The organism is Aliivibrio sp. SR45-2 (assembly GCF_963890165.1).
GTDB classification, from domain to species: Bacteria; Pseudomonadota; Gammaproteobacteria; order Enterobacterales; family Vibrionaceae; genus Aliivibrio; species Aliivibrio salmonicida.
In genome coordinates, this window is record NZ_CAWPRC010000111.1 from 119,785 (window position 1) to 134,518 (window position 14,734).

The following is a 14,734-nucleotide window of genomic DNA, read 5'->3' on the forward strand; positions in this document are numbered from 1 at the left end:
TCAATCTATCCATTGTCTCCTCTACCTGAGAAAACCATGACGATTGAAAAGTTTGATTCTATTTATCAACGAGCGGCACAACGTAAAGGTGGAAAAGATCAACTGGAGTTACGACTTCATAAACCTCTTTCCCGTGAAGAACTTGCTGATATTCCCAATGACCGTTGGTTAGCCGCGTTTACTGAAAAGGTATTTCAGTGTGGTATCTCATGGGACGTCGTTCGTAAAAAGTGGCCTAATTTTGAAGAGGTCTTTTTCCAATTTCGCATTCAACCCTTATTACTTCAACCAGAAGAAACTTGGGAAGAAAAAGCCAGTGACCCACGAATTATTCGCCATTTAACCAAGGTGATGACTGTGCCAGCCAATGCCATGATGATTAACATTGCGAGTCTGAAAAATGGTTCATTTGGTAAGATGGTTGCAGAATGGCCAAGTGATGACATCATCGGACTTTGGGCCTATTTAAAGAAAAATGGAAAACGACTCGGAGGGAACACAGGAGCCTATGCGCTGCGTCAGATGGGTGTTGATACATTTATCATGTCATCGGACGTAGAAGGTTACTTACGCAGCTGTGACATCGTTGACAGCGGCCGTGATACGAAACGTGCACAGCAAGCGGCGAATAACGCGTTCAATCAATGGCAAAAAGAGTCTGGACGCAGCTTATCGGAGATCAGTCAAATTATAGCGTATAGCTGTGGTGATAATCGTATTTAACGGCTTATTAACGAGTACCTTATCCACTGGCCTACTTTTCTATTACTGATTTTCATCATAAAAAAAGCCAATTTGAATCACGCTTTTAAAGCGTTCTCAAATTGGCTTTTACTTTATTAGCCTAAATACATTAAGCCAATAATATCTTATACATTGTTCGCTTTATTATGCGTTGGCAGTATCTGATTGCTCAGTGGTTTCACCACGAATAATGCGAGTCAGTTTTGGTGCAATCAACAACGTAATCACTGCAACAACTGCTGTCGCGTAACCAATCTTACCAAATACATCACTGTAGATAGCCAGAGTTTGATTTGCATCCGTTAAACCTGCAGGTGCCGTTGTTAGTGTCGCAACCCAACCCGCAATAACGGCCGCAGTAGCAGAGGTTAAGAACCACATACCCATTGCAAAACCCATCATGCGTTGTGGAACAAGTTGTGCCACCATCGCAAGACCCAAGCCAGAAACAAGTAGCTCACCAACGGATTGGAACGCATAACAAACCACTAACCAGTTAGAGCTCATGATGCCATCTGCGTTAGCAAAGCTTGCACCGAATTTAAGAACAAGGAAAGACAATGCACACAGCACCATACCGAAAGCGAACTTGTAAGGCATGGCGAAACGCTCACCTAAGTTATTATAAGCAATGGCAAGTACTGGGCTAGCAATCATGATCCAGAATGGATTCAATGCTTGGAACTGTTCCGGAGCAACTGAAATACCAAACAAATTATGCTCGATATTATGAATCGCAAAGAAGTTTAATGAGGTTGGCATTTGGAAATAAAGAACAAAGAACACAACGCCTTGTAACATTAGGGCAAATGCCACCAACATTTTTGCACGTTCCAAACCTTGAATTTTAAACGCTTCCTTCATATAAAGAACAACAATCGTAACACCAACGACCACTAAGATTGCGTGAGCATAGAAAATGTTTTGCAATAATATTGAACATAAAAAGCTTAATGCTACCGCACCAACAACCACGCCTAAATAACGCCCTTTGTTTACAGGAGCAAGATCCGGTTCAGAACCGACGCCTTTCACCATACGAGAACACATTAAGAAGTTAATCACAGTAATGATCAAGCCAACAGCACTGACGCTAAACGCCATCCCGTAGCCAAATTTACTCGCAATCCACGGAGTCAGTAACATAGAGAAGAATGAACCAAGATTAATCGCCATGTAATACATCGTAAATGCACCATCTAAGCGTTGGTCATCTTTGTCATATACTTTTGCAAGCAAGCTTGATGGATTGGCTTTAAATAAACCATTACCCATTGTAATGAAACCCATCGCCACGTAAATCAAACCAGAGCCACCGATATTGCCTGCCGATGCAGAAATACCTAGTAACGCATAACCGATGGTGAGAATAAGAGCGCCGAGTGTAATTGTACGTTTTGTGCCAATGACTTTATCACCGACCCAACCACCAATGGCGACCGAACCAAAAATCAATGCAGAGAATGCCCCAAAGAGTACAAACGACTCTGATTCTGACATTCCTAAAATTTTAACGAGATAAACAGCTAAAATGGCTTGCATGCCATAGAAACCAAAGCGTTCCCAAAACTCTATTGAAAATATTAAATAGAATTGCTTCGGTTGCTTGAAAACATTCAAGTTAGACATAAGTAACTTCCTGTATGTGTTGTGATTGTATATTATTTTTTTTATATATATTTATGCATTACACAACCAACTTACTTACTTAACATTTACTTATCACTAGCCATAAATGGAATCTAATTTACCATTATTGATAAAAACAATAAAAACCTATTGAATCAAAAGATTACAGAATAAAATATAATGAAACATTTAGTAACAAATTATACTGACATTACGATGACACTCATCAGCAGTCGTTGATAAATAGGAAGTTGTTTGTTTTATAGACATAATTTTGAGGAAAGAAAATACGATTCATAAAAATGGCAGTAGATATAATCATCTACTGCCATTCATTTTACTAGTTATATTGTCGCTTATTAGACTTACATACCCGTTTGTTTACGATGTTTAAAATCAACTAATACGCCAAGAGCAAAGACACCAATAGTCACAAATAGAATACTTTGGAATACGTGATGATACTGTGTTGCAGAGACAATTAAATCTAATGCCCCGCCTTCTGATCCAGTGTCTGTCGCTGTAAATTGTGCAATATCTGCTGCCAGATAATTCGCCACAGAGCCACCTGCAAGCATGTAGATACCCGCTAATGTGCCCGTTGCTCCTTGTGGGTTCAATCGTGTAATTGCCGCAAGTGCCACAGGGTCAATGAACAACTCAGCAACGCCAATAAACAATAAACCAATCAATAACCAGACAAAGGTCGTTTCGCCACTCGCCATCGCCAATTTAGATGACAAGGTAATTAAGCTAAAACCTGCCGTCAGTAACAAAAGACCAATATTAAGCTTAGTTAATGTTCTTACTGAAATGCTTTTTGAATCAAGCATTTTCCATAACCATGCAACCGCCGCTCCCCCAACGATAACCGCAATAGGGTTAACTGATTGGAAAAAAGCAGTAGGAATAGTAAAACCGCCAACGTTTGTATTTACGTTACGCTCGATAAACAAGCTAATAGAACTGCCACCTTGTTGATCAAATGCCCAAAACACGGTACCAAACAGCATAAAGTACATAATTGAATTCAGCTTTTGACGATCTTCATGATGACTTTTACGGTACAAATTAATGATATGCACAAGAGACATCAAACAAATCACGGTTAAAATGTAACCCGCCCATAAATTTTTCAATACAAAAACCAAACCTAGGGTCGATAGCGCAACTAAAATAACCAGTAAGAACCAATGCGGGATCCCTGCCCATCTTTTCGTTAATGCACTCATATTCGGCTGTCTTACATGAGTAAAATACTTACGGCCAGTAGAAAAAACACACAAGCCAACAAGCATACCGATACCGGCTAATGAGAAACCAACATTCCAACCCCATTTCATCGCAGCAAAACCACATAAGATAGGAGAAATAACCGAACCGATATTGCCACCAATATAAGAAATAGAGAAACCCGCTTCACGCCCGTGCTCTTGTTCTTTGGTTTGGTACAACTCACCCAATAAACAACTTGAATTGGTTTTAAAGAAGCCGTAACCACAAATGATCAACGACAACGCTAAATACAGAGTCGTATGATCGCTACTTGGAAGACTCAATACAAAGTGTCCACTCACCATTAATAGGCTACCAATAACCACTGACCAGTAGTTACCTAAGTATTTATCCGCTAAATAGCCACCAATGATAGGTGTCACGTACACTAACGATGTATACGCACCATATAAGGCATACGCGTGTTGATCCGACATTAATAGCTTCTCAGTTAAGAAAAGAATCAATAAAGAACGCATACCGTAATAGCTAAAGAATTCCCACATTTGGATCGAAATAATATGAAATAACCCTTTAGGCTGTTTGATCGTATTCATCTGTTGTCCTGTCACTGTTGCATTAAATAAGTATCACTATCAATGATCGATACTTATTCATTAATATTGGGTAAACATACACAGCAACTTTCAAAACACCAAGAAAATTGCGGCAAATCCCGTGCAACATAAGTTTGCAAAAATAGACACTCGCTTATAACAGACATATTCTTCATTTAAAGAACACTATATTTGAGGTTGGTTAATCTAAAATTATCATATACTCTAAATATCATAACTTTCTATTATCGTAGGCATACATGTTAAATCCTCTTTGGTTACATACCTTTAAAACCTTAATTGAGGTGGGTCACTTCACCCAGACAGCCGAAAAACTCTATATGACTCAACCCGGAGTAAGCCAACACATCAAAAAATTAGAATCGGCTTGTGGTTATGCATTAATAAAACGAGAAAAGAAAAGTTTTGAATTAACAGAGCAAGGCCAAAGAGTGTATGAATATGCGTTGAAGACAGCCAAAGAAGAGTTAGAACTGTTGCAAGACCTCAGTTTTGATAACCCTTACTCTGGAGAATGTAAGTTAGCTTGTTCTGGTTCATTGGCACAATGGCTCTACCCTGCATTACTTTCATTACAAAAAGAGCATTCTGGATTATCTATTCATCTTGAGGCGGCCCCAAATCAAAAGATATTCGCAGACATGATGTCATCCAACATCGATTTAGGCATTGTTACCCACATTCCAAGTAAAAGCCTTTATCATAGCCAAGAAATAGGAACCGAGACATTATGTCTGATCTTGCCTAAAGCGTACCAAGGAAAAGAAATCACCGCCGATACCTTGCGTGAATGTGGTTTAATCTCTCACCCTGACTCCCTACATTATTTGTCTCTCTATTTTGATTTGTGCGGAGAACCGACGTTGGCAAACATGAATCTAAGTGAGCTGCCAAAAACAGGGTACGTAAATCAACTAAACCAAATATTATTGCCTGTATCAAAAGGGCTGGGATTTACGGTGTTACCAAAAAGTGCAGTAGAGAGCTTTATAGACAAAGATTCTTTATATATTGCGAAGGGAATGAATTCGGTAGAAGAAACACTCTATTTGGTACAAAAAAGGCATCGTAACTTATCTAAACGTTACGACACCATTCGTCATTTATTACAAACAAAACTTTCCTAGGTGGTGAATTATCACTCTTTCTTATTTAGCTCAAGTAAAAATCCAACGCCTAATACTGCGGTGATAATCGTCACCGCATAACTTATCCAAATAACCAATTCGGTTAACGGACTTAAACCCGCTTCAACCATAAAACATCACTCCTCCATGAGCGTACTTCTGTTTAACATCGTGCTTGTTTATTTCTTAGTTAGTGTACTCAAAAATAGGTACTCAATTTTGTGATCATAATCCTAAAAAACACTTATTGATAAAAAAGAAGATAATAACCGTGATTAATCTCTCGCTTATTTTTTCCTATTGAGTGTATTAACAATTACAGAAAACTGTTGTCTACCTCGAAACGGTCTTTATAACCTCCATTTTTGATTTGAAAAAAAGAAACTTACTTTCAATACTATTTATGTAACAAGTTAATACGGAAGAGAATTATGACGAAATTAGTATGCCCATGCTGTCATCAACATCAAGAATGGTTCTATAGTGAGACCCGTAGTGTTTGGCTTTGTATTTGCGGCCATGTGATTTTCATGGCGTAGTTCAAACATAACAAAAAAATAATGTGAGGTTCAATTTCCTTTATTAAACTTACTATTAAATAAAAACGTTTTTATTGTAGGTGGATAAATGAAATGGATTTCAATACCAATACTTGCCGTTTGGCTTTTTTGTCCATTCGCTAAAGCAGCGTCTCTCAGCATCGCCTTTTTAGGCTACAGTAATCATTATATTGATAATAATTACGATTATAATGAGAATCATGATTTAATCGGATTAAGCATAAATGATGGGTTCAGTATTGCTCATTTTACTAATTCTTATAACAACACATCCGTACTCGTTGGTTGGCGATTTAAAGTAGAGCAAGCCTTAAAAATTCAAGACTTGTCTATTTCAGCCGGTATTGTAACCGGTTTGGTTACTGGGTATGAAAAAGACCAAATCATCACTTACATCAACGAAAACATCAGTTTTTATTTGATACCTCAAATTATTCTCTCTTATCCCATCACCAAAAGCACATCTCTTTCTTTAGTTAATGGGATCATACCTGATACCCATGGCGTTATATTTATGCACCATCTTGAGTTATCTTTTGGCGATGTGTTCTAACTTTTTCGCTTGGGAAAATACAATCAATAATAGTTAACCCAGCAATATTACCCAATGGCTCTGAATGCCCTTGATAAGTAAAATTAGCTTGAGTAATTTTATATTCTGTCGATTCAAATAATACGTTATCCATGATGCCCTACCCATTCTATTTTTATCATTATTTAATACCAATCAACCACTTAATTACTTGATATTAATTAGCTTACTTTTTTACCAAATATCATTTTATAGATAGATTGGAAAAAAATAGCGACACTATAGCCAGCATCCGCTTTGCCATATTCATCAACAGCATAAATAAAATTAGAGTTAAATTTTTCAACCGCTTCTTTAGGCGTGTCAGCATAGATAGCATCATCTTCAACTTCAAAGCCTTGTTGCAAAAGCGCGGCTTTCTCTTTAATAAAAGAGTCAGAGGCCATATCAAGGTAGGTATAGTGCTTACGGTCACTATCAGGGATACAAAAAAATTGATACTTAGTCATATTCATTTCCTCAGTAAAATAAAACGTCTCAAAAGGGGAGTCAAATTGGCGTGATATTTTATTTACTGAATGAATAATTAGAAATTAATTCATACATAATTAAGATGAATATATAAAGAAATCACTCCACGAACAATGGGGAAAGTAATAAAAACGAGAGTAGCTCACATTATATATAACTATATTTAACAAAAAACGGCTCACCAAATTTAGATGAACCGTTTAATCAGATTAAATAATCCCCTTGGTACAAACAACGCTTTATTAATCTAAAGACTTTTTAAATCGCTTGGACGCGATAAATAAACCAATAACAGTGAAGATAATCATCCACAACGTATCTCGCCATAAATCCATCAAATCCGCTCCACGTAGAACAATGCCTCTGATCAATCTCATGAAGTGTGTCGCGGGTAAAATTTCAGCAATCCACTGAGCAATAACAGGCATGCCTTCATACGGAAACATAAAACCTGATAATAAAATCGAAGGCAATAAGATGAAGATAGTCATTTGCATTGCTTGAAGTTGTGTTTTCGCAATGGTCGAAATCACCAATCCAAGAGTTAAGCTTGCGGCAATAAACAATAATGTGCCTAATAAAATTTGGCTTAATGATCCATTAATCGGCACACCAAAAATTACATAACCTAAACCAAGAATAATGAAGACTTGAATTAAACCAACGAAGATATACGGAATAATTTTAGCAACCATCAACTCAAACGATCGTATTGGTGTCGTAATGAGTAGCTCTAAATTCCCTCTTTCTCTTTCTCGTACAATCGCAGAACTGGTAAAAAGCACCATCGTCATGGTTAAGATAACACCGAGTAGTCCAGGAACAATATTGACCGCAGATCGTCGACTTGGGTTATAGAACAAAGTGACTTCAAACGTTTTCGCATGAGCGCTGTTTCGCACATCAAAATCAAGATCCGTTAATGGCATGGTTTGTAAGCCAAGAATCGCCGCACTTATCATGGTGTCTGAGCCATCAACAATCCATTGCCCTAGCTCTCTTCCTTGCATCATCCGCTGAGTAATATCTTTTGGTAATACTAACGCAGCACGAACAATACCCTGTTGGATGGCTTTTTCTGCTTCTTCTACGGTTGGGTAATGTTGCTCAACGCTAACCACTTGAGTCACTTTCACCGATTCAGTGATCATTCGCCCAAAGGCACTTTCACTTTGATCAACAACCGCAACAGGTATGTCTCTAATGTCGGTATTAATCGCATAACCGAATAATAACAATTGAATCAAGGGGATCATAATAACCATGCCAAAGGTCAATTTATCTCGTGATAATTGACGAACCTCTTTAAGCATAATGGCTTTCATACGATTAAGTGATTTCATTGGCGTCCCTTCCCTGTCACGGTAACAAAGACATCTTCTAAACTTGGGCGCGCCCTATTCATCTCTGCGTCTTTTAACTCAGGAAATTCGGTTCTCAACCATAAAATAGGGTCACTCACACGTTGATGAATAAGCACTCGTAATCGTATTCCTAACTGAGCGGCGGATCTCACTTCATCTCGCTTTATTAACCTGTTTTTTAATACGCGTAAATTATCCGTTTTCACTTCAACAATATTCACCCCCATGTTTGCCATTAATGTTTCTGGCTCTCCATCGGCACGAATAACGCCAGATTCCATAATCGCTAACCGATGACAACGTTCCGCTTCATCCATGTAATGTGTCGTCACCAAAATAGTGGTGCCTTTATCGGACAGATCAAATAATTGCTCCCAAAATTCTCGACGATTTTCAGGATCCACCGCTGACGTTGGCTCATCTAAAAACAATAATTCGGGATCATGCATTGTCGCGGCCGCTAATGATAACCGCTGCTTCTGACCACCACTCATGCCCGATACCCGTTGTTTTCGGAGTTGGTCAAGACCGTAAGTAGCAAGTTGTTCTGTAATACGCGCGGCTAATAATCGTTTTTCCATTCCAAAAATTTGACCTATAAACTCTAGGTTTTCTTCCACACTTAAATCGTCATATAAAGAAAACTTTTGAGTCATGTAACCAATTTTCAAACGTAATGCCTCGGACTCTTTAGGGATACGTAAACCAAGTACATCAATATGGCCCGATGTAGGACTCAGTAATCCTGTTAGCGTGCGGATAGTGGTCGATTTACCGCATCCATTTGGTCCTAAAAAACCATAGATACTGCCTTTAGGGACGGATAAATTAATACCATCTATCGCGGTAAAATCACCAAATTTCTTTACCACATTGGTGGCTTTAATCGCGAAATCAGTCATTAGAGTCGTCCTTTTTCAAGATAACTTGAGCAGGAACCCCCGAAGGTAGAGAAGCCGCAGACTCGGGTAAATCGACTTCGGCTAAATACATCAAGTGCGATCGGTCTTCTTCAGTCAGTGCATAATAAGGAGTAAATGAAGGTTCAGACGCTACCCAGCGAACCGTACCTTTAAAGGGTAAATCAATGCCATCCACTGCCACTGAAAACGTTTTCCCCGGAATAAACCCAACACGATAAGAGGCAGGAACATACACTCTGGCATAAGGGATACGATTTGCTTGAATAACCGCCACAAACCCATTAACTGGAACGCGCTCACCTAAGTTGTACGGCAGATTATCTAAAATTCCATCACGTGTTGCGACAATGGTTAACTCATCTAATTTTTGCTGTTGTAACACCACTTCTGCTTTCATTGCATCAAGCTCTGCTTTGGCTTGATCGATGTCTTCTGGCCTTGCCCCTGAAGTCAGTTTGGAGAACTCTTCATTGGCAGAATTCAATGCCGCACGAGAAGAGTCCCGCGACGCTAAAGCCGCGTCTTTATTTGATTGACTCGTCAGTTTTTTCTTTACCAATTCAACCATTCGACGATAGGTCTTTTCAGCATCAATCAACTGGGCTTTTGCTTGATCAACTCGGGCTTGAGCAGACGCAATATCTTCAGGCCGCTCGCCATTGGTTAACCGCTGTAAATACGCTTGGGCTTTCGCCTTATTAGCAATAGCGTAAGCAAGAACTGCAGTTTGATTTTTTGTATCAAGTTGAACCAACACATCTCCAACTTTTACCACACTACCTTCTTTCATCGGTAATGCTCGGATAATCTCATTGGAGGTCGCAGAGAAGGTCACTCTGTCTCGTTCTAACGTTCCTAGGGCTTCATCACGCTGCTCAGGTCCACAACCTTGTAGTATCACCACGCAGATAAATCCTAATAATAATTTACGCATCCTTCTCTCTCCTGATATTAACTACTTACAGCTTAGTAAAAATAACGCCATCACTCAAAACAATCCCATCTTACTCCTAAAAAAAGCCCCATTGAATGTCTTCATTCAACGGGGCTAATTACAATGTCATTCTGTGATATAACAATATCTCAACCAGACATTAATATTTAAATAGATTGACCTGATTATTTAACTGCTTGGCAATTTCTCTTAACTCCAAAGAAAGCTGTTGAGAATTACTGGCTTCCGTCGACATTTGATCAGAAACATCATTCGCCGATTGAATATTTTGGCTCACTTCATCCGTCACTGTTCTTTGTTCTGCCGCTGCGTTTGAAATCTGCATTGCCATATCCGAAATCTGTTGGATTGAGAAGGAGATTTCTTCTAATGCGGTAGTCGCATTATTTGCATCATCAACACTTGATTGCGCAAATTTCTTACTCTCATCCATACTATGAACGGCACTTTTTGTGTTGCGCTGTAAGGTTTCAATCATATTTCTGATCTCATCCGTTGAACTGTGCGTTCTTTGTGATAAAACACGAACTTCATCGGCAACAACAGCAAAACCACGACCTTGCTCACCAGCACGCGCAGCCTCAATGGCGGCATTTAACGCTAATAGATTCGTTTGCTCTGCAATGTCTCGAATGGTCGACAAAATCATATTAATTTGTTGCGCGTTATTTTCTAGTTCTTGAATAATCCCTGATGCATTATCAACTTGATTTGCAAGGTTGGTGATCGATTCTTGATTACGAACAATCACTTGTTTGCCTTGTTCACAGCTCTCTGTTGAGTTTATTGCTGATTCTGCAGTCAGTTGGGCGTTGTTTGCAACTTCTTGAGCAGTGGCAGACATTTCATGCACTGCCGCCGCTATTTGTGTTATTTCATTTAATTGAACCACTAGGCTATCGTTGGTTTTACTCGCCACCTCTATACTCACTTTAGACTGTGAATTAAGCTCTAATGATGACGCTGCAATGTCTTGAATAATAATGTGAAGTTTATTAATAAATGCATTGACATGAATGGCCAGTTGACCAATTTCATCTTTTGAATCTACCTCAATTCTCTGAGTTAAATCGCCCTCACCTTTTGATAAATCTTCCATCGCTTTGCTTAATACTTTTAATGGCGCTAACGCTTGTTTAATCAAATACATAGCAAGAGAAGCTATGATGATAATTTGAAGTATAACCATCATGGCAGAATCACGAATCACACTGCGTACAGAGACAAACGCTAAATCTTTATCAACAACTGCAATAAAATACCAACCTGTTTGAGGAATTTCTGCTGCGGTGATAAAAGCATCTTGACCATTAACCACCACTTCGGTTGAGGAGTGATTACCCGACAACTGTTTAATCGTACTTAATGAAATATCACGTCCTAGAAGATTCACCGACTTCAATGCCATATTCTTTTCAGGATGTGCCACAAAGTTACCTTTACTGTCAATTAAGTACGCCGATACGCCTTCTTGATTGATGGATAACACATCATCCACAATACTTTGGATATTAATGTCCGATCCCATCACGCCACGAAGGCCGTTAATATTAAAAGCGTGAGCAATACTTACGACTAATTGACCTGTTCCGATATCAACGTACGGACTAGTTATAATTGGCTTTGATGACTGAAGTGCATTTTCATACCAATCACGACTGCGCGGATCATAGCCTTCTGGTGGTGCGTTTTTAGGATCGCTAACATAAAACTCCCCCGTAGATAATCCAGCATACGTTGTAGAGAATCGACCTGAACGTTGAGATTGCAAAAAGTAGCTGATAGGTTCTACTGAGTACTCAAATGCTTGCTCTGTCGCTTGCAGGATCTGAATTTTCCCATCAATCCATTTTTCAATACCAAGGACACTGGATTTTGTTATTGCTGCCGAAAATTGATTCACTGAACGATGCGTTTCAGACATGAGCTGACGACCTGTCATGTAAGTTTGCACTGAAGCCATAATTAATATGACAATGACAAACATAAGAGTTAACTTATTTTTAATCGAAATATTTTTGTACATGATTGAGCCTAATTTATATAAATTCTACTTAATACCAAGATAAATATAAAAACTCATATTCATCTCGATCTACATCAAAGCAATTACTCACGAAGCCTTATACTTAGAATCTTTATATTTAGTATAAAATCCCACAATATACTGCGAGCTGTATCGATAATAAGAAACTCAATACTGATTCAATATCACATTAAAAAAACACTTAGTAATCACATAAGATATTGTCTATTAAGGATAATTATCACCTACAAATAAGCAACATGACTAGTTAACATACAATATTAATTAGTGACCAATACACTCATAATTAGATCATGCCAGATATGAATCTTTACTATTTTTAACAGCTTTAATTTATTGTATTTCATTCTGTTTAATATAGCAAAATCTAATATTGCATAAAATAATGACTTATAAACAGAAAGGTTATTTAACGACATTATCTTTCGTCCATAAAAAAGCCCGATTGAATCCCTTCATTCAATCGGGCTTTTTATTATTTTATCGTTATTCTATTATGGGGTTACTACACCAAACCATAAATTGAATTGATCAAATACCGACATCAGTTGCTGGAATTTAGCTTGGTCAGAAACCGTAAATTCTCCCGCTTTCATTTCATCTTTCAATACTGATTTTTTCGACATCATGTTTTCAAACGCTTGACGCGATAACGTAATGTTCAAATCCGCATTATCAAACTGAGTATCTGTATAAGACTTCAATACTGAATTACTTAAATCCATTGAGTATTTACCATCGCCTTTAACATCAATATTTACTTTAATGTTCATGCCTTTTGCAACATCAGGTTTCACTGTCACACCAAGGTATTTCATGAACTGATTAAACGGCATGTTCACAGCGATTGCTGCTGTGTTTGGCGTTGCGACTGGTTTAATACCATTACGTAATTCTTTAGCACCGCCTAGATAATAGTTTCTCCAAGGACCAGACTCTGATTGATAGCCTAGTTGCTCCATTGCGTCCGCTTCTAAATAACGTGCATCCATATTGTTAGGATTTGCAAAAGTCACGTTATTTAACAGAGTCACCGCCCAACGGTATTCGCCTTTTTTGATTGCCGCTTCAGCAAGCTCAATGACTTTCTTCTCGCCACCTATCGCTTCAACGTATTTAGTGCCTTCTTCCGTTGGTGTTAATGGGTTTAGATTGGCTGGGTTACCGTCCCACCATGCGCCGAAGTAGTAATCGTAAGTCGCACGTGCATTATGAGAAACCGTACCGTAGTAACCACGGTTGTACCACTCTTTACCTAATGAATCTGGCAGTTTAATTTCTGCTGAGATTTCATTTGGCGTATACCCTTTGTTTGCAAGACGTAGCGTTTGGTCATGAACGTATTTATACATATCACGCGTTTTCGCTAACTGTCCTTTGATCTTCTCTTGACCCCATGTAGGCCAATGGTGCGAAGCAATCATGGTGTCTGCTTTGTCGCCATACGTATGTAATGCTTGGTCTACGTAAGTCGCCCACGAAGATGCATCACGTGTTTTTGCGCCACGCAATGTCGAAATGTTGTGGATAGTGTGCGTCATTACTTCCGCAGCCATCATGGTTTTGTATTCAGGGAAATAGAACATGAATTCAGAAGGCGCTTCTGATTCTTGAGCCATCATCACTTCTAGATCAACACCATCAATCGTCATTTCTTGACCAGTGTGCTCTGCAATTTCAGTTGGCTTAACAATACCAGGTGAACCTGATGACGTCGTCTTGCCTAAACCGCCATCAACCATGCCTTTATTGTTCGCATCAAGAAGGTTGCCATACATGTATGAAGAACGACGCGACATGGTGGTGCCTGCCATTAGATTTTCAGCAATAGAGTGCGTGAAAAAACCTTCTGGTGCTGCAATAGCCACATCACCATCATCAATGGCTTTTTGAGTTGTTACGCCTAAAATACCACCAAAATGGTCAACATGAGAGTGAGTGAAAATAACACCCGTTACTGGCAGGTTCTCTACTTTATCGCGTAATAATTTTAGACCTGCAGCAGCCGTTTCTGGTGAAATAAGCGGATCGATAACAATCCAACCATCATCACCACGAATGAACGACATCACTGATAAATCAAAACCACGAACTTGATAAACACCGTCTTTAACTTTAAATAAGCCATTGATGTTATTTAGTTTCGCTTGACGAAGAAGAGAAGGGTTAATGGTTTGAGTGTCTTTGTCTTGATTAATAAAATCAAACTTTGAGAAATCCCAAACGACATTGCCTTGCGCATCTTTAATTGTTTTTTCTGGCCATTTAGCAATGAAGCCACGAGAAGCATCTTCAAAATCCGATTTATTATCAAAATTTAAATATTGCTTTAATTGATCATTCTTTTGAATCGTGTAGGTCGTTGCTTCTTTTGGCTGACTGGTTGTTGGTGCAGCAAAAACAAAGGCAGGAGCCAGAGTAGCTACAACCGCCAGTGATATGATGGATTTTTTAAATGACATTAATAAT

12 protein-coding genes are annotated in these 14,734 nt (G+C 38.7%); 3 read left to right on the forward strand and 9 right to left on the reverse strand.

All coding sequences use genetic code 11. The annotated features are described in order from the left end of the window. The first annotated feature begins 36 nt into the window (after positions 1-36). The gene (locus AACV33_RS05565) at positions 37-723 is read left to right on the forward strand and encodes a DNA-3-methyladenine glycosylase I (protein ID WP_017022602.1); all 687 of its coding nucleotides are present in this window, start codon (positions 37-39) and stop codon (positions 721-723) included. 165 nt (positions 724-888) lie between these two features. On the opposite strand, the gene dtpA is transcribed toward AACV33_RS05565, so the two are convergent. Both dtpA and AACV33_RS05575 read right to left on the reverse strand, forming a co-directional pair. Next, positions 889-2,373 (reverse strand): dipeptide/tripeptide permease DtpA, encoded by a 1,485-nt coding sequence (gene dtpA, locus AACV33_RS05570; RefSeq protein WP_023602671.1) that lies wholly within the window; start codon positions 2,371-2,373, stop codon positions 889-891. 365 nt (positions 2,374-2,738) lie between these two features. After that, positions 2,739-4,205 (reverse strand): peptide MFS transporter, encoded by a 1,467-nt coding sequence (locus AACV33_RS05575; RefSeq protein ID WP_182699154.1) that lies wholly within the window; start codon positions 4,203-4,205, stop codon positions 2,739-2,741. A gap of 260 nt (positions 4,206-4,465) precedes the next feature. Between AACV33_RS05575 and AACV33_RS05580 the strand changes: the two genes are divergently transcribed. Both AACV33_RS05580 and AACV33_RS05585 read left to right on the forward strand, forming a co-directional pair. Next, positions 4,466-5,353 (forward strand): LysR family transcriptional regulator, encoded by an 888-nt coding sequence (locus tag AACV33_RS05580; RefSeq protein WP_182699155.1) that lies wholly within the window; start codon positions 4,466-4,468, stop codon positions 5,351-5,353. 627 nt (positions 5,354-5,980) lie between these two features. Continuing rightward, on the forward strand, positions 5,981-6,466 hold the full coding sequence (locus AACV33_RS05585; RefSeq protein ID WP_017022597.1) for a hypothetical protein: 486 nt from the start codon (positions 5,981-5,983) through the stop codon (positions 6,464-6,466). Here AACV33_RS05585 and AACV33_RS05590 read toward each other — a convergent pair. The 7 genes from AACV33_RS05590 to AACV33_RS05620 form a co-directional block, all read right to left on the reverse strand. Next, positions 6,426-6,599, reverse strand: coding sequence for a hypothetical protein (locus AACV33_RS05590; protein ID WP_158007229.1), 174 nt, complete (start codon positions 6,597-6,599; stop codon positions 6,426-6,428). The two genes, AACV33_RS05585 and AACV33_RS05590, sit on opposite strands and share 41 nt — an antisense overlap. Before the next feature lie 67 nt (positions 6,600-6,666). Beyond that, positions 6,667-6,954, reverse strand: coding sequence for a hypothetical protein (locus AACV33_RS05595; RefSeq protein WP_017022596.1), 288 nt, complete (start codon positions 6,952-6,954; stop codon positions 6,667-6,669). A gap of 264 nt (positions 6,955-7,218) precedes the next feature. Further along, on the reverse strand, positions 7,219-8,319 hold the full coding sequence (locus tag AACV33_RS05600; RefSeq protein ID WP_182699156.1) for an ABC transporter permease: 1,101 nt from the start codon (positions 8,317-8,319) through the stop codon (positions 7,219-7,221). Next, positions 8,316-9,242: an ABC transporter ATP-binding protein gene (locus tag AACV33_RS05605; RefSeq protein WP_023602675.1), complete on the reverse strand. Its 927-nt coding sequence runs from the start codon at positions 9,240-9,242 to the stop codon at positions 8,316-8,318. Before AACV33_RS05605 ends, AACV33_RS05600 begins: the two co-directional genes overlap by 4 nt. Continuing rightward, complete coding sequence (locus tag AACV33_RS05610; RefSeq protein ID WP_017022593.1) at positions 9,235-10,197, reverse strand: HlyD family secretion protein; 963 nt, start codon at positions 10,195-10,197, stop codon at positions 9,235-9,237. The genes AACV33_RS05605 and AACV33_RS05610 overlap by 8 nt, the downstream gene beginning before the upstream one ends. 160 nt (positions 10,198-10,357) lie before the next feature. After that, positions 10,358-12,244 (reverse strand): methyl-accepting chemotaxis protein, encoded by a 1,887-nt coding sequence (locus AACV33_RS05615; protein WP_023602677.1) that lies wholly within the window; start codon positions 12,242-12,244, stop codon positions 10,358-10,360. Positions 12,245-12,759: 515 nt separating this feature from the next. Continuing rightward, positions 12,760-14,727 carry an alkyl/aryl-sulfatase gene (locus tag AACV33_RS05620; protein ID WP_023602678.1) on the reverse strand — a complete coding sequence of 656 codons (1,968 nt, stop codon included), beginning with the start codon at positions 14,725-14,727 and terminating at the stop codon, positions 12,760-12,762. Between the last annotated feature and the right edge of the window lie 7 nt (positions 14,728-14,734).

Bases quoted from the DNA above. Each gene is read 5' to 3' on its own strand.
- AACV33_RS05565 (WP_017022602.1), top strand. From the start codon at position 37: ATGACGATTGAAAAGTTTGATTCTATTTATCAACGAGCGGCACAACGT.
- dtpA (WP_023602671.1), bottom strand. From the start codon at position 2,373: ATGTCTAACTTGAATGTTTTCAAGCAACCGAAGCAATTCTATTTAATA.
- AACV33_RS05575 (WP_182699154.1), bottom strand. From the start codon at position 4,205: ATGAATACGATCAAACAGCCTAAAGGGTTATTTCATATTATTTCGATC.
- AACV33_RS05580 (WP_182699155.1), top strand. From the start codon at position 4,466: ATGTTAAATCCTCTTTGGTTACATACCTTTAAAACCTTAATTGAGGTG.
- AACV33_RS05585 (WP_017022597.1), top strand. From the start codon at position 5,981: ATGAAATGGATTTCAATACCAATACTTGCCGTTTGGCTTTTTTGTCCA.
- AACV33_RS05590 (WP_158007229.1), bottom strand. From the start codon at position 6,599: ATGGATAACGTATTATTTGAATCGACAGAATATAAAATTACTCAAGCT.
- AACV33_RS05595 (WP_017022596.1), bottom strand. From the start codon at position 6,954: ATGACTAAGTATCAATTTTTTTGTATCCCTGATAGTGACCGTAAGCAC.
- AACV33_RS05600 (WP_182699156.1), bottom strand. From the start codon at position 8,319: ATGAAATCACTTAATCGTATGAAAGCCATTATGCTTAAAGAGGTTCGT.
- AACV33_RS05605 (WP_023602675.1), bottom strand. From the start codon at position 9,242: ATGACTGATTTCGCGATTAAAGCCACCAATGTGGTAAAGAAATTTGGT.
- AACV33_RS05610 (WP_017022593.1), bottom strand. From the start codon at position 10,197: ATGCGTAAATTATTATTAGGATTTATCTGCGTGGTGATACTACAAGGT.
- AACV33_RS05615 (WP_023602677.1), bottom strand. From the start codon at position 12,244: ATGTACAAAAATATTTCGATTAAAAATAAGTTAACTCTTATGTTTGTC.
- AACV33_RS05620 (WP_023602678.1), bottom strand. From the start codon at position 14,727: ATGTCATTTAAAAAATCCATCATATCACTGGCGGTTGTAGCTACTCTG.